The sequence below is a fragment of the Pseudomonas fluorescens group sp. PF-69 genome (assembly GCF_054481235.1).
The window spans coordinates 1,002,094-1,027,431 of sequence record NZ_JBTMNC010000001.1 but is presented as its reverse complement, the minus strand read 5'-3'; the positions used below and the strand labels follow the sequence as shown (position 1 = coordinate 1,027,431).

19 protein-coding genes and 2 tRNA genes are annotated in these 25,338 nt (G+C 60.1%); 12 read left to right on the top strand and 9 right to left on the bottom strand.

What is annotated here, in order from left to right; all coding sequences use genetic code 11:
* Nucleotides 1–16: 16 nt before the first annotated feature.
* From ACX3YF_RS04705 to ACX3YF_RS04690, 4 genes are all read right to left on the bottom strand, one after another.
* Nucleotides 17–1,582 carry an ABC transporter permease gene (locus ACX3YF_RS04705; RefSeq protein ID WP_130204925.1) on the bottom strand — a complete coding sequence of 522 codons (1,566 nt, stop codon included), beginning with the start codon at nt 1,580–1,582 and terminating at the stop codon, nt 17–19.
* Entirely contained in the window at nt 1,582–2,592 is a 1,011-nt protein-coding gene (locus ACX3YF_RS04700; protein WP_448645713.1) for an iron ABC transporter substrate-binding protein, read from the bottom strand. Before ACX3YF_RS04700 ends, ACX3YF_RS04705 begins: the two co-directional genes overlap by 1 nt.
* Nucleotides 2,593–2,867: 275 nt before the next feature.
* A tRNA-Leu gene (locus tag ACX3YF_RS04695) sits at nt 2,868–2,954 on the bottom strand.
* A gap of 166 nt (nt 2,955–3,120) precedes the next feature.
* Nucleotides 3,121–3,207: transfer RNA gene (locus ACX3YF_RS04690), tRNA-Leu, on the bottom strand.
* Nucleotides 3,208–3,432: 225 nt separating this feature from the next.
* Here ACX3YF_RS04690 and rnr point away from each other — a divergent pair.
* From rnr to ACX3YF_RS04635, 11 genes are all read left to right on the top strand, one after another.
* Nucleotides 3,433–6,069, top strand: a complete 2,637-nt coding sequence (gene rnr / locus ACX3YF_RS04685) for a ribonuclease R (RefSeq protein ID WP_130204919.1) — start codon at nt 3,433–3,435, stop codon at nt 6,067–6,069.
* The gene (gene rlmB, locus ACX3YF_RS04680; protein ID WP_288094967.1) at nt 6,066–6,833 is read left to right on the top strand and encodes a 23S rRNA (guanosine(2251)-2'-O)-methyltransferase RlmB; all 768 of its coding nucleotides are present in this window, start codon (nt 6,066–6,068) and stop codon (nt 6,831–6,833) included. Before rnr ends, rlmB begins: the two co-directional genes overlap by 4 nt.
* A gap of 314 nt (nt 6,834–7,147) precedes the next feature.
* Complete coding sequence (gene rpsF, locus ACX3YF_RS04675; RefSeq protein ID WP_008035342.1) at nt 7,148–7,570, top strand: 30S ribosomal protein S6; 423 nt, start codon at nt 7,148–7,150, stop codon at nt 7,568–7,570.
* A 28-nt stretch (nt 7,571–7,598) separates the two neighbouring features.
* Nucleotides 7,599–7,829, top strand: coding sequence for a 30S ribosomal protein S18 (gene rpsR, locus ACX3YF_RS04670; protein WP_002551829.1), 231 nt, complete (start codon nt 7,599–7,601; stop codon nt 7,827–7,829).
* Nucleotides 7,830–7,865: 36 nt separating this feature from the next.
* On the top strand, nt 7,866–8,759 hold the full coding sequence (locus tag ACX3YF_RS04665; RefSeq protein WP_047536780.1) for a YybS family protein: 894 nt from the start codon (nt 7,866–7,868) through the stop codon (nt 8,757–8,759).
* A gap of 19 nt (nt 8,760–8,778) precedes the next feature.
* Nucleotides 8,779–9,225 (top strand): 50S ribosomal protein L9, encoded by a 447-nt coding sequence (gene rplI / locus ACX3YF_RS04660; protein WP_007939577.1) that lies wholly within the window; start codon nt 8,779–8,781, stop codon nt 9,223–9,225.
* 134 nt (nt 9,226–9,359) lie between these two features.
* A complete protein-coding gene (gene dnaB / locus ACX3YF_RS04655) occupies nt 9,360–10,757 on the top strand; it encodes a replicative DNA helicase (RefSeq protein ID WP_077045379.1) in 1,398 nt (465 codons plus the stop codon).
* Between the two features lie 191 nt (nt 10,758–10,948).
* Nucleotides 10,949–13,249: a YgiQ family radical SAM protein gene (locus tag ACX3YF_RS04650; protein WP_448645714.1), complete on the top strand. Its 2,301-nt coding sequence runs from the start codon at nt 10,949–10,951 to the stop codon at nt 13,247–13,249.
* A 220-nt stretch (nt 13,250–13,469) separates the two neighbouring features.
* A complete protein-coding gene (locus tag ACX3YF_RS04645; protein ID WP_458973469.1) occupies nt 13,470–16,742 on the top strand; it encodes a transglutaminase family protein in 3,273 nt (1,090 codons plus the stop codon).
* An 89-nt stretch (nt 16,743–16,831) separates the two neighbouring features.
* Nucleotides 16,832–19,318, top strand: a complete 2,487-nt coding sequence (locus ACX3YF_RS04640; protein WP_458973468.1) for a circularly permuted type 2 ATP-grasp protein — start codon at nt 16,832–16,834, stop codon at nt 19,316–19,318.
* On the top strand, nt 19,318–20,208 hold the full coding sequence (locus ACX3YF_RS04635) for a transglutaminase family protein (RefSeq protein WP_198131919.1): 891 nt from the start codon (nt 19,318–19,320) through the stop codon (nt 20,206–20,208). The genes ACX3YF_RS04640 and ACX3YF_RS04635 overlap by 1 nt, the downstream gene beginning before the upstream one ends.
* A 152-nt stretch (nt 20,209–20,360) precedes the next feature.
* On the opposite strand, the gene ACX3YF_RS04630 is transcribed toward ACX3YF_RS04635, so the two are convergent.
* Nucleotides 20,361–20,540 (bottom strand): hypothetical protein, encoded by a 180-nt coding sequence (locus tag ACX3YF_RS04630; RefSeq protein WP_090328546.1) that lies wholly within the window; start codon nt 20,538–20,540, stop codon nt 20,361–20,363.
* 68 nt (nt 20,541–20,608) lie between these two features.
* Nucleotides 20,609–21,196 carry an LOG family protein gene (locus ACX3YF_RS04625; RefSeq protein ID WP_130204907.1) on the bottom strand — a complete coding sequence of 196 codons (588 nt, stop codon included), beginning with the start codon at nt 21,194–21,196 and terminating at the stop codon, nt 20,609–20,611.
* 343 nt (nt 21,197–21,539) lie between these two features.
* Between ACX3YF_RS04625 and azu the strand changes: the two genes are divergently transcribed.
* Entirely contained in the window at nt 21,540–21,986 is a 447-nt protein-coding gene (gene azu / locus ACX3YF_RS04620) for an azurin (RefSeq protein WP_458943759.1), read from the top strand.
* A 175-nt stretch (nt 21,987–22,161) separates the two neighbouring features.
* Here azu and nadE read toward each other — a convergent pair whose 3' ends face one another.
* From nadE to ACX3YF_RS04605, 3 genes are all read right to left on the bottom strand, one after another.
* Nucleotides 22,162–22,989, bottom strand: coding sequence for an ammonia-dependent NAD(+) synthetase (nadE, locus tag ACX3YF_RS04615; RefSeq protein ID WP_130204903.1), 828 nt, complete (start codon nt 22,987–22,989; stop codon nt 22,162–22,164).
* Between the two features lie 4 nt (nt 22,990–22,993).
* Complete coding sequence (pncB, locus tag ACX3YF_RS04610; protein WP_458973467.1) at nt 22,994–24,217, bottom strand: nicotinate phosphoribosyltransferase; 1,224 nt, start codon at nt 24,215–24,217, stop codon at nt 22,994–22,996.
* 140 nt (nt 24,218–24,357) lie between these two features.
* On the bottom strand, nt 24,358–25,269 hold the full coding sequence (locus ACX3YF_RS04605) for a LysR family transcriptional regulator (protein WP_130204899.1): 912 nt from the start codon (nt 25,267–25,269) through the stop codon (nt 24,358–24,360).
* Nucleotides 25,270–25,338 lie beyond the last annotated feature (69 nt).

Here is a 25,338-nt window from a genome sequence, read left to right as displayed (position 1 = left end):
GCGATCTTTTGCTTGATCAGCGGCTCAAATACATCCGGGTTGTTAATAAATAAACGGGTAGCCCCGACACCAATATCAATAACGCCGCATAAGGCGCCGCCGCCGCAAATTCCACGTTCGCGGTATGCGCCCAGACTTCCGTTGCCAGTGTGTTGAGCCCGGTTGGACTCAATAACAACGTCGCCGTCAGCTCCTTCATCGCATCAAGAAATACCAGCGCAAAAGCCGCACCTAGCGCTGGAAAGATGATCGGCAGGGTCACCCGGCAAAACGCACTGAATGACGACGATCCCAGCGTGCGTGCCGCCTCTTCCAGTTGTGGCGCTGCCTTGTTCAGTGCCGTACGAATCGGCGCCTGAGCCAAGGGCAGAAACAGCAGCGCATAAGCGATCAGCAACAGCGCCGAAGTCTGATACAGCATCGGCACATAGTGCAGGGCGAAATACACCAGGGCCAGCGCAATCACCAGGCCAGGCAGTGCATGCAGCAGATAGGGCAGGCGTTCGGCCCAGATAGCCAGTTGGCCTTTATAGCGCACCACCAGCAAGCCCACCGGCACCGCCAGCACCAGGCACAGCGCTGCGCCACCCAGCGACAGTGCCAGGGATGAAAACAATGCCTCGCCAATGGCCGCCGCCGGGAATGCCGCCGAGGAGCCCACGGCCAGCCAGTAGCCAAGCATGCCCAATGGGATGCCGCTGCCAATGATCGCGAGCAACGCGCAGTAAAGTTGTCCGGCCATCGCCCATTGACCGAGACGAACCTGTTCCGCCTGTCGTGCCGCGCCTTGGCCGGTACGCACATGCCGGCCCTTGCCACGCACGCGCAGCTCCAGCCACAGCAGTGCCAGGCACAACGCCAGCAATATCGCCGAAAGCATCGCTGCATTGGCGTTGCTGAATTCCAGCTCAAACTGTTGATAGATCGCGGTGGTGAAAGTTTGCAGGCCAATGATCGACAGTGCGCCAAATTCCACCAGCATGTGCAAGGCGATCAGCAATGAACCGGCCAGCAGCGATGGCCAGAGCAGAGGGAGAGTAATCTTGAGGAACACACCCCAGCGATTCTGCCCCAGGGTGCGGGCGGATTCTTCCAGGCAGGGATCGAGGTTGCGCAGGGTCGCCGCCACGGGCAGAAATATCAGCGGGTATTTGGACAGTGTCATCACCAGGATCGCCCCGCCCAGCCCTTCGAAGTGGGCGCTCAGCGAAACCCAGGTGAAGCTGCTGACAAACGCCGGAACGGCGAATGGCAGACACAGGACCACGCCCCACAGTCGCCGGCCCGTCAGATTGCTGCGTTCAAGCAGCCAGGCCAGCGACAGGCCGATCAGGCCGCTGGCGAGCGTCACGCCGAGCATCAGTGCCAGGGTATTGTGCAGCAAGCCGAACACGTAGGGCCGCCAAAGCAGGTGCACTGCCTCGGCCCATCCCGCTTGCCAGGTCTTGAGCCCGACATAGGCCAGCGGCAGCAGGCTGAGCACAACCAGCACCATGACCGGTAGCAGCAACCAGATTGAAGGCCACTTGCGTCGAGGTCTGTAAGCACTGCGCATGGCGGAAGCGGAAAGCGATGCGCTCATCAGTTCAGGCCAACGTCGCGTTCCAGGTCCAGGGCTTCTTCGGCGTTACCGAGATCGGCCGGAGTGACTTTTGGTGCCTCCAGTTCGCTGAATGGCTTGAGGCCGCGATCGGACTCCATGCCTTTGTGCAGCGGGTATTCGGCGGTGGTCTGGGTGATCACGCGCTGCCCTTCTTCGCTGGCCATGTAGGCGAGCAATTGCTGGGCTTCTTTTGGATGCTTGCTGGATTTCAGTACAGCGGCGCTGGACACCGTGATCAACCCACCGACGTCGCCTCCGGTGAAGTAGTGCAGTTTCGAGTCGAGCTGGCCTTTTTCGCGCTGCAAGGCGAACCAGTAGTAATTGTTGACCAGTACCGTGGCGACTTCGCCGTTTTCTACTGCTTTAAGCGCGACCATGTTGTTGCTGTAAGTCTTGCCGAATGCGCGCAGGCCAGTCAGCCACTCTTCGGCGGCGTCCATGCCGTGAACCTTGATGATCGCAACCGCCTGCTCCTGAAACGCGCCGCTGGAGGGCACGAAGCCGACCTTGCCTTGCCATTTCGGGTCGGAGAAACCCATCACCGACTTGGGCAGGTCTTTTTCATCAATCAGTGTCGGGTTGTAGGCGACGACTCGGGCCCGGGCGGTGATGCCGATCCAGGTGCCATTGCCGGCGACGTATTCTTTGGGCAGCACGGCGAGCGTGGCTGGGTCGGTCTGAGCCAGCAGGCCTTGTTCGCCGAGTTTGTTCAGTGGCGGTGATTCTTCGGTGTAGATCACGTCGGCGGGGGAGCGATCACCTTCTTCGACGACCTGGCTGGCCAGCTGGTTGCTGCTGCCTTTGCGCACGTTGACGTGAATGCCGGTCCTGGTCTCGAAGGCTTTGGCGATGGCATCGCCGACTTCCTTGTGTTGCCCGTTATAGAGGGTCAGGGAAACCGGGTCGGCGGCCTGGGTGAGGGGTGTGGCGAGTGCCAGGCCGAGCAGGCTGAGGGTCAGGCTGCGGCGCAGGGTATTTCGAAACATCATTCGCAGGGTTCCTCACTGTCGCATTGCAAAAACTTGCAACAATGATAAACGATATTGTTTCTCAAATGCGCACTGCTGATTCTTGTGGCGGGGCGGGCTTGCTCGCGAAAAACGACAGGACAACGCGGTGCTTCAGTTGCCCCACGTTTTCGTTAGCGTCCATCGCGAGCGGGCTCGCTCCTACAAGGGGGTGTTGATTTTTTGAAAGCCAGAAACGCAAAAACCCGCTTTCGCGGGTTTCTGTGAAATTCAAGGCCGTAACCTTGAATTTGAATTGGTGCCCAGAAGAAGACTCGAACTTCCACGGCCGTAAGGCCACCAGCACCTGAAGCTGGCGTGTCTACCAATTTCACCATCTGGGCATTCATCTTCAGCGTTGCCGCTGTTGATGTGGCGCACTATACGGAGCGCAATTTGATCTGTAAACCCCTGATTTAAAATAAATAAATCAACGGCCTTAAATGCAAAAACCCGCTTTCGCGGGTTTTTGTGTGAGCCTTGAAATTGATCTAATCTCAAGCTCGAAATTGGTGCCCAGAAGAAGACTCGAACTTCCACGGCCGTAAGGCCACCAGCACCTGAAGCTGGCGTGTCTACCAATTTCACCATCTGGGCAGTATCGGCAACGTTGTCCGTCGTCGATGGCGCGCACTATACGGAGCGTCTTTTTAACTGTAAACCCCCGACATCAAAAAAACCTGAAAAATTTCACCGGCGGTCTTCAAATCAGCTTTGTGACGTCGATAAAGGGCTTTAGAAGGGCTGTCATAGCCTGAAATTTCCCGTTTCATTACGCCTATGCCAAACTAACCCGTATATAGACAAGGTGAAAACTCTCTAATGGCCGATTGGCAGTCCCTCGATCCCGAGGCCGCTCGTGAAGCGGAAAAATATGAAAACCCTATTCCTAGCCGCGAACTGATCCTTCAGCACCTTGCTGATCGAGGTTCGCCTGCTAACCGCGAGCAGTTGGTCGAAGAGTTTGGTCTGACCACAGAGGACCAGATCGAAGCCCTGCGCCGCCGCCTGCGCGCCATGGAGCGCGATGCTCAACTCATCTATACCCGTCGTGGCACGTATGCACCGGTAGACAAGCTCGACCTGATCCTGGGCCGCATCAGCGGTCACCGTGACGGCTTCGGTTTCCTGGTTCCGGACGATGGCAGTGACGACCTGTTCATGAGCCCGGCGCAAATGCGTCTGGTGTTCGATGGCGACCGTGCCCTGGCGCGGGTTTCCGGCCTCGACCGTCGCGGTCGCCGCGAAGGCATGATCGTCGAAGTGGTGTCCCGTGCTCACGAGAGCATCGTCGGGCGCTATTTCGAAGAGGGCGGTATCGGTTTCGTGGTTGCCGACAATCCGAAGATCCAGCAAGAAGTGCTGGTGACGCCGGGTCGCAACGCCAACGCCCAGATCGGTCAATTCGTCGAAGTGAAGATCACTCACTGGCCGACGCCACGCTTCCAGCCTCAGGGCGATGTGGTTGAAGTCGTGGGTAACTACATGGCGCCGGGCATGGAAATCGACGTCGCCCTGCGCACTTACGACATTCCTCACGTCTGGCCTGAGGCGGTGCTCAAGGAAGCGGCCAAGCTCAAGCCCGAAGTCGAAGAGAAAGACAAAGAGAAGCGCATCGACCTGCGTCATCTGCCGTTCGTCACCATCGACGGCGAAGACGCCCGTGACTTCGATGACGCGGTCTATTGCGAAGCCCGTAAGGGCAAGTTGCGTCTGTTCTCGGGTGGCTGGAAGTTGTACGTGGCGATTGCCGACGTATCCAGCTATGTGAAGCTCGGTTCGGCGCTGGACGCTGAAGCCCAGGTGCGCGGCAACTCGGTGTACTTCCCCGAGCGCGTGATCCCGATGCTGCCTGAGCAGCTGTCCAACGGTCTGTGCTCGCTGAACCCGCAGGTCGATCGTCTGGCCATGGTTTGCGAGATGACCATCTCCAAAACCGGCGAAATGACCGACTACTGCTTCTACGAAGCGGTGATCCACTCCCATGCACGCCTGACTTACAACAAAGTCAGCGCCATGCTCGAAACGCCGAAAGCCACCGAAGCGCGCAAGCTGCGTGGCGAGTACACCGACGTCGTGCCGCACCTCAAGCAGCTGTACTCGCTGTACAAGGTTCTGCTGGCGGCCCGTCATGTGCGTGGCGCGATCGATTTTGAAACCCAGGAAACCCGGATCATCTTCGGCTCCGAGCGCAAGATCGCGGAAATTCGCCCGACCGTGCGCAACGATGCCCACAAGCTGATCGAGGAATGCATGCTGGCGGCCAACGTGGCCACTGCCGAATTCCTGAAAAAACACGAAATCCCGGCACTGTATCGCGTCCACGATGGTCCGCCACCGGAGCGCCTGGAAAAACTGCGTGCCTTCCTCGGTGAGCTCGGCCTGTCCCTGCACAAAGGCAAGGACGGCCCGTCGCCGAAGGATTACCAGGCACTGTTGGCCGGTATCAAGGACCGTCCGGATTTCCACCTGATCCAGACCGTCATGCTGCGTTCGTTGAGCCAGGCGGTGTATAGCGCTGATAACCAGGGCCACTTCGGCCTGAATTACGAGGCTTACACCCACTTCACCTCGCCGATCCGCCGCTACCCGGACTTGCTGACTCACCGGGCAATCCGCAGCGTCATCCATTCGAAACAGGACACCCCGCACGTTCGTCGTGCTGGCGCGATGACCATTCCGAAGGCGCGTATCTATCCGTACGACGAAGCGGCCCTGGAGCAACTCGGCGAGCAGTGCTCGATGAGCGAGCGCCGTGCCGACGAAGCGACCCGCGACGTGGTGAACTGGCTCAAGTGCGAGTTCATGAAAGACCGCGTGGGCGAGTCGTTCCCGGGTGTGATCACCGCAGTGACGGGTTTTGGCCTGTTCGTCGAGCTGACCGATATCTACGTCGAAGGCCTGGTGCACGTCACCGCGCTGCCGGGCGATTACTACCACTTCGATCCTGTGCATCACCGCCTGGCCGGTGAGCGTACCGGTCGCAGCTTCCGTCTGGGTGACACTGTTGAAGTGCGGGTCATGCGCGTCGATCTCGATGAACGCAAGATCGACTTCGAAATGGCCGAAAAAACCCTCAGCGCGCCGATCGGTCGTAAAAAACGCGGTACTGAAACTGCGGCGCCAGCGGCATCTGCTGCAAAAACAGCCGCAGAGCCGGTGCCGGAGAAAGCCGGTCGTCGTCCTGCCAGAGAAAAGGCTGTAGAGGCCTATCGCCCAAGCGATGCCGCGGCGAAAAACGCCGAAGTGCGCAAAAGCCGTGAAATGAAGAAGGCCTTGCTGGCCGATGCGAAAAGCGGCGGTAAAGCGGCGTCTGCGGGAAAGACCGGACGGTCGACGCCTGAAAAGGCCGTCGGCGGCAAACCTGCCAAACCGAGCAAACATCGTAAAGGCCCGCCAAAAGCGGGCTCGGCCCCAGCCAAAAGTGGCGGGGCGCGTAAACCTAAGGCCAAGCCATGAGTCAGTTGGAAAAAATCTACGGCGTGCACGCTGTAGAAGCATTGCTGCGTCATCACCCGAAACGCGTCAAGCAGATCTGGCTGGCCGAAGGCCGCAGTGATCCGCGCGTACAGACGTTGATCGAACTGGCCAACGAGAATCGTGTCCAGGTCGGCCAGGCTGAGCGCCGTGAAATGGACGCCTGGGTCGAAGGTGTGCACCAGGGTGTGGTCGCGGATGTGAGCCCGAGCCAGGTCTGGGGCGAAGCGATGCTCGACGAGCTGCTCGACCGTACCGAAGGTGCGCCGTTGCTGTTGGTGCTCGACGGCGTGACCGATCCACACAACCTGGGTGCCTGCCTGCGTTCCGCCGATGCGGCGGGCGCGCTGGCGGTGATTGTTCCGAAGGACAAGTCGGCGACCCTGACGCCGGTTGTGCGAAAAATCGCCTGCGGTGCTGCGGAAGTGATTCCGCTGGTCGCCGTGACCAACCTGGCACGCACCCTGGAGAAACTCCAGCAGCGTGGCTTGTGGGTCGTCGGCACGGCAGGGGAGGCCGAAGTCAGTCTGTATGACCAGGACCTGACCGGACCGACCATCCTGATCATGGGCGCCGAAGGCAAGGGCATGCGCCGCCTGACCCGCGAGCATTGCGACTACCTGGTGAATTTGCCGATGGCGGGTAGCGTCAGCAGTCTCAACGTTTCCGTGGCGACGGGCGTCTGTCTGTTCGAGGCGCAGCGTCAGCGCCGCGTCAAGGCTGCGACTGCCGCCAAGAAGGCCTGATCCGGCTGCAATCCCTGTGGGAGCGAGCTTGCTCGCGATAGCGGTGTAACATTCGGCATCAATGTTGAATGTTGCGTCCTCATCGCGAGCAAGCTCGCTCCCACAATGGTTTGTGCCCAGCCAAAGAATGGCGGGCAAACGAACTGTTCAAATAATCACCAATTACCTTGCGCCTCTCTCGCCCCTTCTCTACAATTGCGCCCCTTGCTGCGATGGCAGGCACGCATGTGTCTAGCGTCCACAAGTCCATAAGTGTCATTCACTCCTTGTCTGACCGCTTTTGAGCGGCAGGCTACAACCCGTAAGGAGCATTCATGCGTCATTACGAAATCATCTTTTTGGTCCACCCGGATCAAAGCGAGCAAGTCGGCGGCATGGTTGAGCGTTACACCAAGCTGATCGAAGAAGACGGCGGCAAAATCCACCGTCTGGAAGATTGGGGCCGTCGTCAACTGGCCTACGCAATCAACAATGTTCACAAGGCTCACTACGTGATGCTGAACGTTGAGTGCACTGGCAAGGCCCTGGCCGAGCTGGAAGACAACTTCCGCTACAACGATGCAGTGATCCGTAACCTGGTCATCCGTCGCGAAGAAGCCGTTACCGGCCAATCCGAGATGCTCAAGGCTGAAGAAAACCGCAGTGAGCGCCGTGAGCGTCGCGACCGTCCTGAGCACTCCGACGCTGAAGGCGTTGATGGTGATGACAGCGACAACAGCGATAACGCTGACGAGTAATCCACGGACCTTTTGAGGAGCCAATTACATGGCACGTTTCTTCCGTCGTCGTAAATTCTGCCGCTTCACCGCTGAAGACGTGAAAGAGATCGATTACAAAGATCTCAACACTCTGAAAGCTTATGTATCCGAGACCGGCAAAATCGTTCCAAGCCGCATCACCGGTACCAAAGCTCGTTATCAGCGTCAGCTGGCCACCGCTATCAAGCGCGCCCGCTTCCTGGCCCTGCTGGCCTACACCGACAGCCACGGCCGCTGAGACCGGGCAGTCGACACGTAGCAAAGGATTGAATGTATGCGTGCCTTAGCTGAGTTCATCATGCGGGGCCGTATGCAGGCCACTCTGGTAGTGGCCGGATGCGCGGCATTGCCGTTGTTGTATTGGTTGGGTGCTGCCGCCGGATGCCTTGTGCTCCTGCGGCGCGGATTGAGGGACGCCCTGGGCGTTCTTGCTCTGGGGCTGCTGCCGGCGTTGATCTGGTGGCTGAAATTCGACGATCCACGGGCACTTCTGGTGCTGCTGGGGTCTGCGAGCCTTGCGTTGGTTTTGCGCGCAAGCGAGTCCTGGAACCGCGTGCTGCTGGTCAGCATAGCGATGGGAGTGGTGTTTTCAGTGGTGCTGGGGACGGCTTTTGGTCCTCAGATCGAGATGCTGGCGCAGGCTTTGATAAAAGTCATGCCGTCGCTACTCGGTGAGGTCTACCAGAAGATGTCGGTAGACGAGCAAGCGCGTTTCGCGTCCCTGATTGCACCTATCCTGACCGGCCTGATTGCGGCTTTGTTGCAAATCGTCAGTGTGCTGAGCCTGATTGTCGGGCGCTACTGGCAGGCGTTGTTGTACAACCCGGGTGGTTTCGGTCGCGAGTTTCGCGCCATTCGAATCCCGCTGGGTCCCGCGATGTTGCTGCTGGCCGGCATGGTTGTGACACCGAACTTCGGTGTCCAGATGTCCATGCTCGTGCCGTTGTGCAGCGTACCGCTGGTTTTCGCCGGGCTGGCCCTGATTCACGGGCTGGTGGCGCAAAAGCGACTGGCCAGATTCTGGCTGGTGGGGTTGTACGTCACGCTGTTGCTGTTCATGCAGCTGATCTATCCGTTGCTGGTGGTCCTGGCCATCGTCGACAGCCTGATTGATTTTCGCGGTCGTCTGGCGCCGAAAGACGCCGATAACGCGAACGGTGAAGGTTAAAAGTTAAGAGGATTTTCACATGCAACTGATCCTTCTGGAAAAAGTCACCAACCTGGGCAACCTGGGTGACAAAGTGAACGTTAAGGCTGGTTACGGTCGTAACTACCTGCTGCCTTACGGCAAAGCTACCGCTGCGACCCCAGCCAACCTGGCTGCGTTCGAAGAGCGTCGCGCTGAGCTGGAAAAAGCTGCAGCAGACCGTAAAGCATCGGCTGAAAGCCGCGCTGCCCAACTGGCTGAGCTGGAAGTGACTATCACTGCCACCGCTGGTGACGAAGGCAAGCTGTTCGGTTCGATCGGTACTCACGACATCGCTGATGCACTGACCGCCTCTGGCGTTGAAGTTGCAAAAAGCGAAGTTCGTCTGCCGAACGGCACCATCCGCAACGTAGGTGAATTCGACGTAGCCGTGCACCTGCACGCCGAAGTTGAAGCCACCGTACGCGTTGTCGTGGTAGCAGCTTAAGCAGCACTTGTCGGCTGGCACCCTCGGGTGCTTGCCGGTAACATCGGGCACGATCCTGTTTACAGGTCGTGCCCTTTGTCTTTCTGGCAGTTCCGTTTTTTAACCCCAGCTTCTCCAAAAAATACCAAGTGGCCATGAACGAAATTTCCGCTCCCGAGCAATACGATCTGCAAACCGCCGCGCTAAAAGTGCCGCCGCACTCCATCGAAGCCGAACAGGCTGTACTCGGTGGTCTGATGCTGGACAACAACGCCTGGGAACGCGTGCTTGATCAAGTCTCCGACGGTGATTTCTATCGACATGACCACCGCCTGATCTTCCGTGCGATCGCCAAACTGGCCGATCAGAACTCGCCGATCGACGTCGTGACCCTGGCCGAGCAATTGGACAAGGAAGGTCAGACGTCGCAAGTTGGCGGCCTTGGCTACCTCGGCGAACTGGCGAAAAACACGCCGTCCGTCGCCAACATCAAGGCCTATGCGCAGATCGTTCGCCAACGCGCGACGCTGCGCCAACTGATCGGTATCAGTACCGAAATCGCCGACAGCGCCTTCAATCCGGAAGGTCGTACGGCCGAAGAAATCCTCGATGAAGCTGAACGGCAGATCTTCCAGATCGCCGAGGCCCGGCCTAAAACCGGTGGCCCGGTGGGTGTGAATGAACTGCTGACCAAGGCCATCGACCGCATCGACACCCTGTTCAACACCGACAACGCCATCACCGGCCTGTCCACCGGCTACACCGACCTCGACGAGAAAACCAGCGGCCTGCAACCGGCCGACCTGATCATCGTGGCCGGCCGTCCATCCATGGGTAAAACCACCTTTGCGATGAACCTGGTGGAAAACGCCGTGCTCCGCAGCGAGAAAGCGGTTCTGGTTTACTCGCTGGAGATGCCAGGTGAATCGCTGATCATGCGTATGTTGTCGTCCCTGGGGCGCATCGACCAGACCAAGGTCCGTTCCGGCCAGCTGGAAGACGACGATTGGCCGCGCCTGACCTCGGCGGTCAACCTGCTCAACGACCGCAAGCTGTTCATCGACGATACCGCCGGCATCAGCCCGTCGGAAATGCGCGCCCGGACCCGGCGTCTGGTGCGTGAGCACGGTGATGTCGGCCTGATCATGATCGACTACCTGCAACTGATGCAGATCCCCGGTTCCAGCGGCGACAACCGGACCAACGAGATTTCCGAGATCTCCCGGTCCCTGAAGGCGTTGGCCAAGGAATTCAACTGCCCGGTGGTGGCGTTGTCCCAGCTCAACCGTTCCCTGGAACAACGGCCGAACAAGCGCCCGGTGAACTCCGACTTGCGGGAATCCGGAGCGATCGAGCAGGACGCCGACGTCATCATGTTCGTGTATCGCGACGAGGTGTACCACCCGGAAACCGAGCACAAAGGCATCGCCGAAATCATCATCGGCAAGCAGCGGAACGGGCCGATCGGCTTTATCCGCCTGGCGTTCATCGGCAAGTACACCCGGTTCGAGAACCTGGCACCGGGTAGCTATAACTTCGATGATGATGAATAAATCTCTCATCGTCTGAGCTGACGCCTTCGCGAGCAGGCTCGCTCCCACTCTGGAATGCGTTCCTTTGTGGGAGCGAGCCTGCTCGCGAATGGGCGTGGCGCAATTTCCGACCATAGCCGTCGGAATTGGTCAAAATTTGTGCTATATTCCGCGCCCGCGAAATTCAATGAAAGCCAACACCGGTTATCGACATGCAAGCAGCCAAGCCGTTATTTGACTATCCCAAGTACTGGGCCGAATGTTTCGGGCCAGCGCCATTCCTGCCGATGAGCAGGGAGGAGATGGATCAGCTTGGCTGGGATTCCTGCGACATCATCATCGTCACCGGTGATGCCTATGTCGATCACCCGTCGTTCGGCATGGCGATCATCGGCCGGCTGCTGGAGTCCCAGGGCTTCCGCGTCGGGATCATTGCCCAGCCAAACTGGCAGTCCAAAGACGACTTCATGAAGCTCGGCGAGCCGAACCTGTTCTTCGGTGTCGCGGCCGGCAACATGGACTCGATGATCAACCGCTACACCGCCGACAAGAAAATCCGTTCCGATGACGCCTACACGCCGGGTGGCCTGGCGGGCAAGCGACCGGACCGCGCGAGCCTGGTTTACAGCCAGCGCTGCAAGGAAGCCTACAAGCACGTGCCTATCGTGCTCGGCGGCATCGAAGCGTCCCTGCGCCGCATCGCTCACTACGATTACTGGCAAGACCGCGTTCGCAACTCGATCCTGATCGACGCCAGCGCCGACATCCTGCTCTACGGCAACGCCGAACGTGCCATTGTCGAAGTCGCCCAGCGCCTGTCCTACGGTCACAAGATCGAAGACATCACTGACGTGCGCGGCACCGCGTTCATCCGTCGCGACACGCCGAAAGACTGGTACGAAGTCGACTCCACGCGCATTGACCGTCCGGGCAAGGTCGACAAGATCATCAACCCGTACGTCAACACCCAGGACACCTCTGCCTGCGCCATCGAGCAGGAAAAAGGTCCGGTTGAGGATCCGCAGGAAGCCAAGGTCGTGCAGATCCTGGCAAGTCCCAAGATGACCCGCGACAAGACCGTGATCCGTCTGCCGTCGGTGGAAAAGGTCCGTAACGACGCGGTGCTCTACGCCCACGCCAACCGCGTGCTGCACCTGGAAACCAACCCGGGCAACGCCCGTGCCCTGGTCCAGAAGCACGGCGAAGTGGACGTCTGGTTCAACCCGCCACCGATTCCGATGACCACCGAAGAAATGGACTACGTGTTCGGCATGCCTTATCAGCGCATTCCGCACCCGGCCTATGGCAAGGAGAAAATCCCGGCCTACGAGATGATCCGCTTCTCGGTGAACATCATGCGTGGCTGCTTCGGCGGCTGCACCTTCTGCTCGATCACCGAGCATGAAGGCCGGATCATCCAGAACCGTTCTGAAGAGTCGATCATTCGCGAAATCGAAGAAATTCGTGACAAGGTTCCAGGTTTTACCGGCGTCATCTCCGACCTTGGCGGCCCGACCGCGAACATGTACCGCATCGCCTGCAAGACCCCGGAAATTGAATCCGCGTGCCGCAAGCCGTCGTGCGTGTTCCCGGGTATCTGCCCGAACCTGAACACCGATCACTCGTCGCTGATTCAGCTGTATCGCAGTGCCCGTGCCTTGCCGGGTGTGAAGAAGATCCTGATCGCTTCCGGCCTGCGTTACGACCTCGCGGTCGAGTCGCCGGAATACGTCAAAGAGCTGGTGACCCACCACGTTGGCGGTTACCTGAAGATCGCCCCGGAACACACCGAGGAAGGTCCGCTCAACCAGATGATGAAACCGGGCATCGGCAGCTATGACAAGTTCAAGCGCATGTTCGAGAAGTACTCCAAGGAAGCCGGCAAAGAGCAGTACCTGATTCCGTACTTCATTGCTGCCCACCCTGGCACCACCGACGAAGACATGATGAACCTGGCCCTGTGGCTCAAGGGCAATGGTTTCCGTGCCGACCAGGTGCAGGCGTTCTACCCGTCGCCGATGGCCACGGCCACCGCGATGTACCACTCGGGCAAGAACCCGCTGCGCAAGGTCACCTACAAGTCTGACGCGGTGACCATCGTCAAGAGCGAAGAGCAGCGCCGTCTGCACAAGGCGTTCTTGCGTTATCACGACCCGAAAGGCTGGCCGATGCTGCGTGAAGCGTTGATCCGCATGGGCCGCAGCGACCTGATCGGGCCGGGCAAGAACCAGTTGATCCCGTTGCACCAGCCGTCCACCGACAGCTACCAGAGTGCCCGTCGCAAGAACTCGACGCCGGCCGGCAGCCATAAAGTGGCCAAGGAAACGACCAGGATCCTGACCCAGCACACCGGCCTGCCGCCACGCGCCAGCGACGGTGGCAACCCGTGGGACAAGCGTGAACAAGCCAAGGCTGCGGCATTCGCCCGTAACCAGCAGGCGGCCAAGGAGCGCAAGGATGCGGCCAAAGGCAAAGGGCCGAAACCGGCTCGCAAACCGGTCGTACCGCGCTAAACCGCGCTTGGGCTGAACAAAACGCCAACCTTCGGGTTGGCGTTTTGCATTTCCGGGCCGCGTAACGCCACAAATATGTGCAGCGTCGCCAAACCAATTTCCCGCCTCGCCCGATTTTGGTGCTGTACTGCCTCCAGTAACCGGAGAAAGCGCCAGCACGGCTGGGTGGCATAAGTCTTGCGCGCTTTCACATACGCTTAGGGCTCGCAGGAGGCACGCCGTGTCGATTCATGTCGCATTGCATCACGTTACGCATTACCGCTACGACCGAGCCGTTGAGCTCGGTCCGCAGATCGTTCGCCTGCGCCCGGCCGCCCACAGTCGCACGCGGATTCTGTCCTATGCGCTGAAGGTTTCGCCCGAGCAGCACTTCATCAACTGGCAGCAGGACCCCCAGGGCAATTACCTGGCGCGGTTGGTGTTCCCGGAAAAAACCGATGAGCTGCGGATCGAAGTCGACCTGGTGGCAGAAATGGCGGTGTTCAATCCGTTCGATTTCTTCCTTGAGCCCTACGCGGAAAAAATTCCGTTCACCTATGCCGCCGACGAGCGCAAGGAGCTGGCGCCCTACCTGGAAACCTTGCCGCTGACGCCGAAGTTCAAGGCGTACCTGGAGGGTATCGACCGCACACCGTTACCCGCTGTGGATTTCCTCGTCGCGCTCAATCAGCGACTGAGTGAAGACATCGGCTACCTGATCCGCATGGAACCGGGCGTGCAAACGCCCGAGCACACCCTTGAGCACGCTTCCGGGTCTTGCCGCGATTCCGCGTGGTTGCTGGTGCAACTGCTGCGCAACCTCGGACTGGCCGCGCGTTTTGTCTCCGGCTACCTGATCCAGCTGACGGCCGACGTCAAAAGCCTCGACGGACCCTCGGGCACGGATGTGGATTTCACTGACCTGCACGCCTGGTGCGAGGTGTATCTGCCCGGCGCCGGCTGGATCGGCCTGGATGCGACCTCGGGGCTGTTTGCCGGTGAAGGCCATATTCCGTTGGCCTGTAGTCCCGATCCGTCCTCAGCGGCACCGATCAGTGGCCTGGTGGAGCCGTGCGAGTGCCAATTCAGCCACGAAATGTCCGTGGAGCGGATTTGGGAAGCGCCTCGGGTCACAAAGCCCTACACCGAAGAGCAGTGGCTGGCGATTCAGAGCCTGGGCCGGCAGATCGATGCCGACTTGCTGGAAGGCGATGTCCGCCTGACCATGGGCGGAGAACCGACGTTCGTCTCCATCGATGACCCGGACGGTGCCGAGTGGAACACCGCGGCGCTGGGGCCGGACAAACGTCGCCTGTCTGCCGAACTGTTCCAGCGCATGCGTCAGCATTACGCGCCCAAAGGCCTGGTGCATTTCGGCCAGGGCAAGTGGTACCCCGGTGAGCAACTGCCGCGCTGGTCGCTCAACTGCTACTGGCGCCGCGACGGGGTGCCGATCTGGCACAACAGCGCGCTGATCGCCGACGAGCAGCAAGACTATGGCGCCGATGGCGAACTGGCCGGACGATTCCTGGCGAGTGTCGCCGAACGCCTGAAAATTCCGACACGTTTTGTGTTTCCCGCCTACGAAGACAATTTCTATTACCTCTGGCGCGAAGGCACGTTGCCGCAGAACGTCAGCGCCGAAGATTCGCGTCTCGAGGAGCCGCTGGAGCGTGCGCGACTGCGTAAAGTCTTCAGCCAGGGCCTGGACAAGGTGATTGGCCAGGTCTTGCCGCTGGCGCGGACCGCCAAGGGCGACCAGTGGCAGAGCGGGCGCTGGTACCTGCGCGACGAGCACTGTCGCCTGGTGCCGGGGGATTCACCGCTGGGCTATCGCCTGCCCCTCGGCTCGCAGCCCTGGGTGAAAGCGGCGGAGTATCCGTTCATTCATCCGCAGGACCCGAACCAGGATTTCCCGGATTTGCCCGACACTGCTCAATTGCAAAGCCAGGGCGCTGCCGTTGTGGTTGATCGTGCACCGAAAATCGATGAATCCGCCGACTGGCTGACCCGCACCGCGTTCTGCGCCGAGGCGCGGGAAGGTCGCTTGTACCTGTTCATGCCGCCGCTGGAGCGGGTTGAGGACTACCTCGAACTGGTCGCCGCGATTGAAGCCACCGCTGAGGAGCTGCATTGCCCGGTATTGCTGGAAGGCTATGAACCGCCGAGCGATCCGCGTTTGAGCAACTTCCGCATCACGCCGGACCCGGGGGTGATCGAGGTCAATGTGCAGCCGTCCGCCACCTGGGATGAATTGGTCGAGCGCACTGAATTTCTTTACGAGCAGGCACGGCAAACCCGACTTACCACCGAGAAATTTCTGATCGATGGCCGGCATACCGGCACCGGTGGCGGTAACCATTTCGTACTGGGTGGCGCGACACCGGCCGACTCACCGTTCCTGCGGCGTCCGGATATGCTGCGCAGCCTGATCAGCTACTGGCATAACCACCCGTCCTTGTCCTACCTGTTTTCCGGGCTGTTCATCGGCCCGACGTCGCAGGCGCCACGGGTCGATGAAGCGCGCAACGATGCCCTGTATGAGTTGGAAATCGCCTTTGCCCAGATGCCGCAACCCGGCGAGGAATGCGCGCCGTGGCTGGTCGACCGGTTGCTGCGCAATCTGTTGATCGACGTGACGGGCAACACTCACCGCGCCGAGTTCTGCATCGACAAGCTTTACTCGCCGGACGGCGCTACGGGGCGCTTGGGCTTGCTCGAGTTGCGTGCCTTTGAAATGCCGCCGCATGCACGCATGAGCCTGGCTCAACAGCTGCTGCTGCGGGCGCTGGTCGCACGTTTCTGGCGCGAACCCTATGCGCCGCCGAAACTGGCGCGCTGGGGCACGGAGCTGCACGACCGGTTCCTGTTGCCGCACTTTATCGAGCAGGATTTCGCCGATGTCATTGTCGACCTCAACGCCGCCGGTTATCCAGTGCGGGCCGAGTGGTTCGCGGCGCATCTGGAGTTTCGCTTTCCCAAGGTCGGCGATTACGCCGTCAGTGGCATTGCGCTGGAACTGCGCCAGGCACTTGAGCCGTGGCATGTACTGGGCGAGGAGGGCGCGGTCGGTGGCACGGTGCGCTACGTGGATTCGTCCCTGGAGCGTCTGCAGGTCAAACTCAACGGCTTGCCGCCACAGCGTTATTTACTGACCTGCAACGGCATTCCGGTGCCGCTGCAGCCCACCGGGCGCGTCGGTGAGTTTGTCGCCGGGGTGCGTTTCCGCGCATGGCAACCGGCCAATTGCCTGCAACCGACCATTCCCGTGCATGCGCCGCTGGTGTTCGACCTGCTCGACACCTGGATGGGGCGTTCGCTGGGCGGTTGCCAGTATCACGTGGCCCATCCGGGCGGGCGCAACTACGTCAGCTTGCCGGTCAATGCCAACGAGGCCGAGAGCCGCCGGATGGCGCGCTTCTTCCGGATCGGACACACCCCCGGGAAACTTCCTGTACCGATTCTGGAAATTAACGACGAACTGCCGATGACGCTTGATTTACGACGTTTCTAAACCGTACGCGACGCCCGGATATTTCGTCTATCCGGGCGTCATGAGCCTGCGTTAGTCTGACCTTTCCCTGCTGTCTGCCGAGCTTTCCAATGCCTGACCTGCTTGACCGCTACCCGCTGACGGCGGGCACTTATCATGAACTGCTCGACGACAGCGGCGCCGTGCGTGCGCACTGGCGACGGTTGTTCGACCAATTGCAGCGCAGCACGCCTGCGCAACTGGTGCAGCGCCAGGCACTGCTGGCCCGGCAGATTCATGAAAACGGTGTCACCTATAACGTATACGCCGACCCCAAGGGCGCCGATCGTCCCTGGGAGCTGGACCTGCTGCCCCATGTGATTGCCGCCGATGAATGGGAGCAGCTGTCGGCCGGCATCGCCCAGCGCGCCCGATTGCTCAATGCCGTGCTGGCCGACCTGTACGGCCCGCAACGCCTGATCGCCGAAGGCTTGTTGCCGGCGGAGCTGGTGTTCGGCCACAACAACTTCCTCTGGCCTTGTCAGGGCATCAGTCCACCGGAAGGGGCCTTTCTACATCTATATGCCGTGGACCTGGCACGCACCCCCGATGGTCGCTGGTGGGTGACGGCGGATCGTACGCAAGCACCGTCCGGGGCCGGTTATGCGCTGGAAAACCGCACTATCGTGTCCCGCGCCTTTCCCGAGTTGTACCGCGATTTGAAGGTGCAGCATCTGGCCGGATTCTTCCGCACGCTTCAGGAAACGCTGGCGCGCCAGGCGCCGAGCGATGAAGAGGTGCCGCTGGTGGTGTTGCTGACGCCGGGGCGTTTCAACGAAAGCTATTTCGAACACCTGTACCTGGCGCGTCAGCTCGGTTACCCGCTGGTGGAGGGTGGCGACCTGACCGTGCGCGATGCCACGGTCTACCTGAAAACCCTCAGTGGCCTGCGCCGGGTCCACGCGATCATGCGCCGGCTCGACGACGACTTCTGCGACCCGCTGGAGCTGCGTACCGATTCGGCTCTGGGTGTGCCGGGCTTGCTCGAGGCCGTGCGCCAGGGGCGGGTGTTGGTGGCCAACGCCCTCGGCAGCGGCGTACTCGAATCGCCGGGACTGTTGGGCTTCCTGCCGAAGATCAATCAGTTCCTGTTTGGTGAAGAGCTGATGTTGCCATCCATCGCCACGTGGTGGTGCGGCGAAGCGCCTGTGCTGGCCCAGGCCCTGGAGAAATTGCCGGAATTGCTGATCAAACCGGCATTCCCGTCCCAGAGCTTTGCACCGGTATTTGGCCGTGATCTGAGCGAAAAACAGCGGCAAACGCTCGCTGAGCGCATGCAGGCGCGTCCTTACGCTTATGTTGCGCAAGAACTGGCTCAACTCTCCCAGGCGCCGATCTGGCAGGCCGAGGACGGTCAACTGCAACCCCGGGCCATCGGCATGCGTGTGTACGCCGTGGCCAGTCGCGACGGTTACCGGGTCCTGCCCGGTGGTTTGACCCGCGTCGCCGCCGAGGCGGACGCTGAAGTGGTGTCGATGCAGCGCGGTGGGGCGAGCAAGGACACTTGGGTCCTGGGCGATCGGCCGCCGAGCGGCGAGCAATGGAAAGCCCAACGCAACATCGGCGTACATGATCTGGTGCGCCGCGACCCGTATCTGCCGTCACGGGTCGTGGAAAACCTGTTTTGGTTCGGCCGCTACTGCGAGCGCTGCGATGACAGTGCGCGGTTGTTGCGGATCATGCTGGCGCGTTATGTCGACGGCGATGACCCGCAGGCGCTGGACGCGGCGGTCGATCTCGGTGAGCGGCTGATGCTGCTGCCCGAAGAAGGCGAACTGCCAGAGCGCTTGCTGGCCGCGATACTGGGCGATGACTGGCCCTTTAGCCTGCGTTCCAACCTGCAGCGTTTGCAATGGGCGGCCTCGCAGGTGCGCGGCAAGCTCTCGCGGGAAAACTGGCAGGCGCTGGTGGAATTGCAGCGCGAAGCCATGGAGCTGGAAACCGAAGAGCCGGACTTTGGCGAGTTGCTGGATTTCCTCAACCGACTGGTGATGTCCCTGGCGGCGTTGTCGGGGTTTGCACTGGACGACATGACCCGCGACGAAGGCTGGCGCTTTTTGATGATCGGCCGGCGGATCGAGCGTCTGCAATTTCTCAGTGGCAGCCTGGCGGCGTTCCTGCGTGGCGCCGGGGCCTTCGATCAGGCGGGGTTGGAATGGCTGCTGGAACTGGGCAACAGCAGCATTACCTACCGTTCGCGTTACCTGGCGGTGGCGCAATTGATCCCGGTGCTCGACCTGCTGCTGCTCGACGAACAGAACCCTCATGCCGTGCTGTTCCAGCTGAAACTGGTGACCCGCACACTCAAACGCCTGAACGACGACTTTGGCGTGCCCCGTGAAGCCGGTTTGCCGCAGTTGGTGGAGCGTCTGGCGCGCTTCGATCTGGGCTGCCTGGAAAACCCGTTGTTTGGCGCCGCCAGCGTGCGTGCCGCCGTCGAGGGGCTGGCCGATCTGCTGCAAGAAATCGCCGATGCCAGCGGGCAAGTCTCGGATCGCCTGGCCTTGCGCCATTTCGCCCATGTCGATGATGTCAGCCAACGCACGGTGTCCGTCTGATGAGTGCTCACTACCAGATTTCCCACGACACCCATTATCACTACGACAGCCCGGTGTCCCTGGCCCAGCAACTGGCGCACCTGTGGCCGCGTCCCTGTGCCTGGCAGCGCTGTACCGCACAGCAATTGCAGATCAGCCCGGAACCGACCTCGCGCCGTGATGAGCTGGATGTGTTCGGTAATCCGTTGACCCGGCTGGCGTTCGAACGTCCCCATGATGAATTGCTGGTCAATGCGAGCCTCACGATCGAAGTGCTGCCCCGGCCGGTGCTGGACTTCAATCAGTCTCCGGCCTGGGAAGACACCCGCAATGCACTGACCTACAGCAGCCAGCCACTGTCCCCGCAAATCCTGGACGCCTGCCGCTACCGGTTCGAATCACCCTACGTGCACCTCAAGCGTAACTTCGTCGAGTTCTCGGAAAGTTGCTTTCCGCCAGGGCGGCCATTGCTGCTGGGGGTTCAGGCCCTGATGGAGAAAATCTTCAGCGAATTCACCTTCGATGCCGAAGCGACGCAGGTGGCGACGCCCCTGGTGGAAGTGCTGGAGCGTCGGCGTGGCGTCTGTCAGGACTTCGCCCACCTGATGCTCGCGTGCGTGCGCTCCCGTGGATTGGCTGCGCGGTACATCAGTGGCTACCTGCTGACCCAGCCGCCACCGGGCCAGCCACGACTGATCGGCGCCGATGCATCCCATGCCTGGGTTTCGGTGTTTTGTCCGGTGCTGGGTTGGGTAGATTTCGACCCGACCAACAACGTGCAACCGGCGCTGGAGCACATCACGCTGGCCTGGGGCCGGGATTTTTCCGATGTCTCGCCGTTGCGCGGGGTGATTCTGGGCGGAGGAAACCACGACCCGGAAGTCCGCGTCACCGTTATGCCATTGGAATAATGAAGATCAACTGTAGGAGCGAGCCTGCTCGCGATGGACTTGAGAACGCAGCGGGGTATCAGATACACAGCGTTATCGTTGAAGACCATCGCGAGCAGGCTCGCTCCTACAGGGATTTCGGGGCCTGACTGGATCATCCGGCCCGGAGGGACTCAGGCGTCCGGCGCCTGATCTTTCGGTGCATCAACATCATCTTCTGCAGCGACTTCACCGTCCGGGTTCAGTGCCGCGTCTTCAGCCATCGCTTTCTTGCGCTGAAGCTTTTCCTCTTTCTTCTGTTCCTTGGCCAGGTCACGCTGACGTTTGGCGAAGGAGTAGTTGGGTTTAGCCATGGGCGATCCTCTGGGGTCGAAGGTGAGGTTGAGCGGCGCGTATTCTGCCCTGTATCGGTGCCAAGTCGTTAGTCGGGTTTTTGCTCGACCCACTTGGGCAGTACGGTGGGTTGCCACTGATCGAGGGCGTCGAGCAGAAATTTTGGCGATTCGCTCACCTGCAGCATGTCACGGTGCGCTGCGCGAACGAAGCCTTCGCCGACGATATGATCGAGAAAACCGGTGAGTTTGCTGTAGAAACCGTTCACTTCCAGCAAGCCCAGCGGTTTGCCGTGGTAGCCGAGTTGGCCCCAGGTCCAGACCTCGAACAGCTCTTCCAGCGTGCCCAGGCCGCCAGGCAGGGCGATGAAGGCATCGCTGAGTTCGGCCATCCGCGCTTTGCGCGCATGCATGCCGTCCACCACTTCCAGGCGAGTCAGCCCTTTGTGGCCGATTTCCTTGTCCATGAGGCTCTGCGGGATGATGCCCACGACTTCGCCACCGGCCGCCAGCGCGGCATCGGCCACGATACCCATCAGTCCGACAGCGCCGCCGCCATAAACCAGTGTCAGCTTTCGCTCGGCCAATGCCCGGCCGAGGGCCTCGGCCGCTTCCCGATACGCGGGATTGGTCCCGGTGCTGGCACCACAAAATACACAAACGGATACTAAAGACATGCCTTACTCCATGGTCGATCAGGGCCACAGAGTAAAGGCAGGCGCGCGACACTCCAAGAGCTAGACTTCGCGCTTGGGTGTTTCGTAAGTGCCGCTGGCGCCACAGGCGTAGGCGGCAAGCAAGCTGCACAACAGGCTATTGAGGGACATGGCAGACGCTCCAGTTGGGGATGATGGCCTGATCATAGGCCCGGCCCGGAGGTCTGGCTGGTAGATTGTTTCGATGGGTGTCATAGCCCGAAAGTTGTATACAATTTTTGATTCAGGTCATAGGAACTTGCGAAGTTTTCAGGCAGTCTTCTGTCCACTCGCATTTCTGTTAACCCTGCCTTGGAGATTCACCATGTTTGCCAAACTCGCTGCGGTATCCCTGTTGACACTGGCCAGCAGCCAACTGATGGCTGCAGAGTGCAAAACGACTATCGAGTCCACTGATCAGATGACCTTCAACACCAAGGCCATTGAAATCGACAAGAGCTGCAAGACCTTCACCGTGGAACTGACCCACTCCGGTAGCCTGCCGAAAACCGTCATGGGCCATAACTGGGTGCTGAGCAAAGAAGCCGACATGCAGCTGATCGCCACCGACGGTCTGGGTGCCGGTATCGAAAAGAACTACTTGAAAGAAGGTGATGCGCGCATCATCGCGCACACCAAGGTGATCGGCGCCAAGGAAACCGACTCGGTGACCTTCGACGTGTCGAAGCTCGACGCCGCTGAAAAATATGGCTTCTTCTGCTCGTTTCCTGGCCACATTTCGATGATGAAAGGCACCGTGACGCTGAAGTAAGCCGAAGCACCGCGTTAACGTTCGTCGCGGGCAAGCCACGCTCTCACAGGTCCGGCGACGCCAATGTGGTAGCGAGCCTGCTCGCGAAGGGGTCATCAGCATCAGTGAATGCAATGGCCAAAGAAAAGCCCGCTGAAGATCAACCCTTCAGCGGGCTTTTTCATTCATTCAAGAATCAAGGCGCAAACGGCATCACCCGCTTGTGGTGCGTCTTGTTGTAAGTGCCAACGATGATGTTGAAAGCTTCCTCGCGCACCGGCTCGCCATGCAGAAAGGCGTCGATCTCGGCGTAGGTCACGCCGTGGGACGCTTCGTCCGGTTTGCCAGGGGACAGGTCTTCGAGGTCGGCGGTCGGTACTTTTTCCACCAGCGATTCCGGCGCACCGAAGCTGCGGGCGATGGCCCGGACCTGGTTTTTCACCAGGCCGCTGAGCGGTGCCAGATCGCAAGCGCCATCGCCGAACTTGGTGAAGAAGCCCATCACTGCCTCTGCCGCGTGATCGGTACCGATCACCAGGCCGTGGGCGGCACCGGCGATGGTGTACTGGGCGACCATGCGCATACGCGCCTTGGTGTTGCCGAGTACGAAGTCCACCGAGACCGCATGCTTGCCTTCAAAGGCCGCGACTTCATTGGCCAGTGACTTGACCGCCGGACCGATGTTCACGGTGTGGCGCTCGTCCGGATCGATGAAATCCACGGAGGCCTGGGCATCGTGTTCATCGAACTGGGTTTCGTACGGCAGGCGCACGGCGACGAACTTGTATTGATCGTCTCCCGTGCGCTGGCGCAGTTCACGCATGGCACGCTGGGCCAGCAGGCCCGCGGTCAGGGAGTCGACACCGCCACTGATGCCCAGTACCAGGGTCTTGAGCCCGGAATTGACCAGGCAGTCCTGGATAAAGGTAATCCGCCGGGCGACTTCAGCCTTGAGGGCGGCCTCGTCGGCAAACGGCGGTTGGACCTTGAGCTGTTCAGCAATCTCACGCTGTACGGCTTGCATGAATTCACTCCTTGCTAGATACGCTGGGAAGGGCAGGAACTTGGAAAACGTGTCGCAAATAGGCGACGAAATTCGGGTCTTTGCAGTGAGTCTTGCCTGGCTCGTCGGAGATCTTTGCCACCGGCTGGCCGTTGCAGGCCGTCATTTTAAGCACGATGCTCATCGGTTCGACACCCGGAATGTCACACGTCAGGTTGGTGCCAATGCCAAAGCTGACGTTGATCCGCCCACGCAGCGCGCGGAATATTTCCAGGGCCTTGGGCAGTGTCAGGCTGTCGGAGAACGTCAACGTCTTGCTCATCGGGTCGATGCCGAGCTTGTGATAGTGGGCGATGGCTTTTTCCGCCCAAACCACCGGATCGCCCGAGTCATGGCGCAAACCGTCGAAAAGCTTGGCAAAAAACAGGTCGAAATCACCGAGGAAGGCATCCATGGTGATGCAGTCGGTCAGGGCGATGCCCAGAAGGCCACGGTATTCACGGACCCAGCAATCGAGCGCGGCAATCTGGCTGTCAACCAGTCGCGGGCCGAGCTGCTGGTGGGCCATGATCCATTCGTGGGCCATGGTGCCCAGCGGTTTCATGTCCAGTTCCCGGGACAGGTGCACGTTGCTGGTGCCGACAAAACGTCCCGGGAAGTCATGCTTGAGCACGTTCACCACTTCTTCCTGCACGCGGTACGAGAAGCGACGGCGGGTGCCGAAGTCGGCGACCTGCAATTCGGACAACTCGTCGCTGCTGGCGTTGGCGGTCAGCCAGTCGAACTTGCGATAAAGCTGCTCGCGCGCCTGTTCCAGAACGACTTCCCGATAGCGGTAGCGGTTGCGCACTTCGCTGACGATCGCCAGCATCGGCACTTCGAACAGAATCACGTGCAGCCAGGGACCGCGCAGGCGGATGAACAGTTCTCCGTTTTCGATACCGGTATGGACGTAGCGCAGGTTGAAGCGAAACAACCCGAGAAAGCGCAGGAAATCCGGCTTTATGAAGCTGATGCGCTCCAGGAAGCTCAACTGGTCGGCACTCAGGCTCAACTCGGCCAGGCGCTCGAGCTGGTAACGGATTTCCGCCAGATAAGGGCGCAAATCCTCACTGTTGCGGCAACGAAACTCCCATTCGACTTCCACGTTCGGGTAGTTGTGCAGCACCGCCTGCATCATCGTCAGTTTGTAGAAGTCGGTGTCGAGCAGGTTCTGCACGATGCGATCGGCAAACACACTCTCGCTCATAACGGGAATCTCCAGCGTTGCAGCGGTATTGATCAATGGCGCTAGTGGCGCATATCAGAGGGCTGGATTGCCAGCGATTTCTTGGATCACAACAGATCCCCTGTGGGAGCAAGTTCGCTCCCGCAGGGGATGGCCAAGGCCTAACGTTGTGGAGGCTCCGGGCTATCAACCTGCTCCAGCATCCACTTCACGAAATCCCGCACCTTCGGCACTTCCGCCGAATGCTCCGGGTACGCCAGGTAATACGCATCCGTGCTGGGCATTGCATGCTTCCAGGGAATGACCAGTTTGCCGTCCGCCAACTCTTCTTCCACCAGAAACCGTGGCAGCAGCGCCACGCCACAGCCGACTTGCGCCGCGCGGATGCACATGTAGAAGGTTTCGAAACGCGGGCCGTGGTAGCTGTGTTCGGTGTGGTAGCCCTGACTGTCGAACCAGTCATGCCAGGCCTGGGGGCGCGAGGCGTTTTGCAGCAGGACCAGATCGGTGAGTTGCGTTGGATCGGTGAACGGCTCGGCCGGCAGGCTGCCGGGGGCGCAGACGGGCACCAGCTCCTCGCCGAACAGCTTCAGGCATTCGGTGCCGGGCCGTGAGCCCTGGCCAAAGTAGAACGCCAGGTCGCTGCGCCCTTGCAGCAGGTCGTCGGCTTCCTGTTCGCTGCACAGGTCCAGGTGAATCGATGGATGACGCAGGCGCCAGCCTTTGAGGCGTGGCACCAGCCAGCGCGCGCCGAAAGTCGGTGGCGTGGAAACGCGCAGGACTTCGGTTTCACCGCCATAGGAGCGCAGGTAATGGGTCGACATCTCGACTTGCGTGAGGATTTTTCTGACCTCGACCAGGTACAAGTCGCCCGCTGGCGTCATTTGCAGGCGTCGGCGCACCCGGCGAAACAGCAAGTGTTGCAACAGCTCTTCGAGTTGCGCGACCTGTTTACTCACCGCACTCTGGGTCAGATTCAACTCTTCGGCGGCCCGGGTGAAGCTCAGATGCCGGGTCACGGCTTCGAAACACTGCAGCGCAGCGATCGATGGCAAATAGCGTTTGTTCAGCATGGGCGATCCTTTGTACTTGTCTCTTTATTGCCAGCAATGCACAACATGAATAAACGGAATGATATCTCT

Excerpts from the sequence above, each read along its gene's own strand:
- ACX3YF_RS04635 (WP_198131919.1), top strand. The coding sequence starts at position 19,318 with ATGAGTGCTCACTACCAGATTTCCCACGACACCCATTATCACTACGAC.
- pncB (WP_458973467.1), bottom strand. The coding sequence starts at position 24,217 with ATGAGCGAGAGTGTGTTTGCCGATCGCATCGTGCAGAACCTGCTCGAC.
- azu (WP_458943759.1), top strand. The coding sequence starts at position 21,540 with ATGTTTGCCAAACTCGCTGCGGTATCCCTGTTGACACTGGCCAGCAGC.
- ACX3YF_RS04705 (WP_130204925.1), bottom strand. The coding sequence starts at position 1,582 with ATGAGCGCATCGCTTTCCGCTTCCGCCATGCGCAGTGCTTACAGACCT.
- ACX3YF_RS04640 (WP_458973468.1), top strand. The coding sequence starts at position 16,832 with ATGCCTGACCTGCTTGACCGCTACCCGCTGACGGCGGGCACTTATCAT.
- rnr (WP_130204919.1), top strand. The coding sequence starts at position 3,433 with ATGGCCGATTGGCAGTCCCTCGATCCCGAGGCCGCTCGTGAAGCGGAA.
- dnaB (WP_077045379.1), top strand. The coding sequence starts at position 9,360 with ATGAACGAAATTTCCGCTCCCGAGCAATACGATCTGCAAACCGCCGCG.
- rpsR (WP_002551829.1), top strand. The coding sequence starts at position 7,599 with ATGGCACGTTTCTTCCGTCGTCGTAAATTCTGCCGCTTCACCGCTGAA.
- ACX3YF_RS04625 (WP_130204907.1), bottom strand. The coding sequence starts at position 21,196 with ATGTCTTTAGTATCCGTTTGTGTATTTTGTGGTGCCAGCACCGGGACC.
- nadE (WP_130204903.1), bottom strand. The coding sequence starts at position 22,989 with ATGCAAGCCGTACAGCGTGAGATTGCTGAACAGCTCAAGGTCCAACCG.
- rlmB (WP_288094967.1), top strand. The coding sequence starts at position 6,066 with ATGAGTCAGTTGGAAAAAATCTACGGCGTGCACGCTGTAGAAGCATTG.
- ACX3YF_RS04650 (WP_448645714.1), top strand. The coding sequence starts at position 10,949 with ATGCAAGCAGCCAAGCCGTTATTTGACTATCCCAAGTACTGGGCCGAA.
- ACX3YF_RS04665 (WP_047536780.1), top strand. The coding sequence starts at position 7,866 with ATGCGTGCCTTAGCTGAGTTCATCATGCGGGGCCGTATGCAGGCCACT.
- ACX3YF_RS04700 (WP_448645713.1), bottom strand. The coding sequence starts at position 2,592 with ATGATGTTTCGAAATACCCTGCGCCGCAGCCTGACCCTCAGCCTGCTC.
- rpsF (WP_008035342.1), top strand. The coding sequence starts at position 7,148 with ATGCGTCATTACGAAATCATCTTTTTGGTCCACCCGGATCAAAGCGAG.
- ACX3YF_RS04605 (WP_130204899.1), bottom strand. The coding sequence starts at position 25,269 with ATGCTGAACAAACGCTATTTGCCATCGATCGCTGCGCTGCAGTGTTTC.
- rplI (WP_007939577.1), top strand. The coding sequence starts at position 8,779 with ATGCAACTGATCCTTCTGGAAAAAGTCACCAACCTGGGCAACCTGGGT.
- ACX3YF_RS04630 (WP_090328546.1), bottom strand. The coding sequence starts at position 20,540 with ATGGCTAAACCCAACTACTCCTTCGCCAAACGTCAGCGTGACCTGGCC.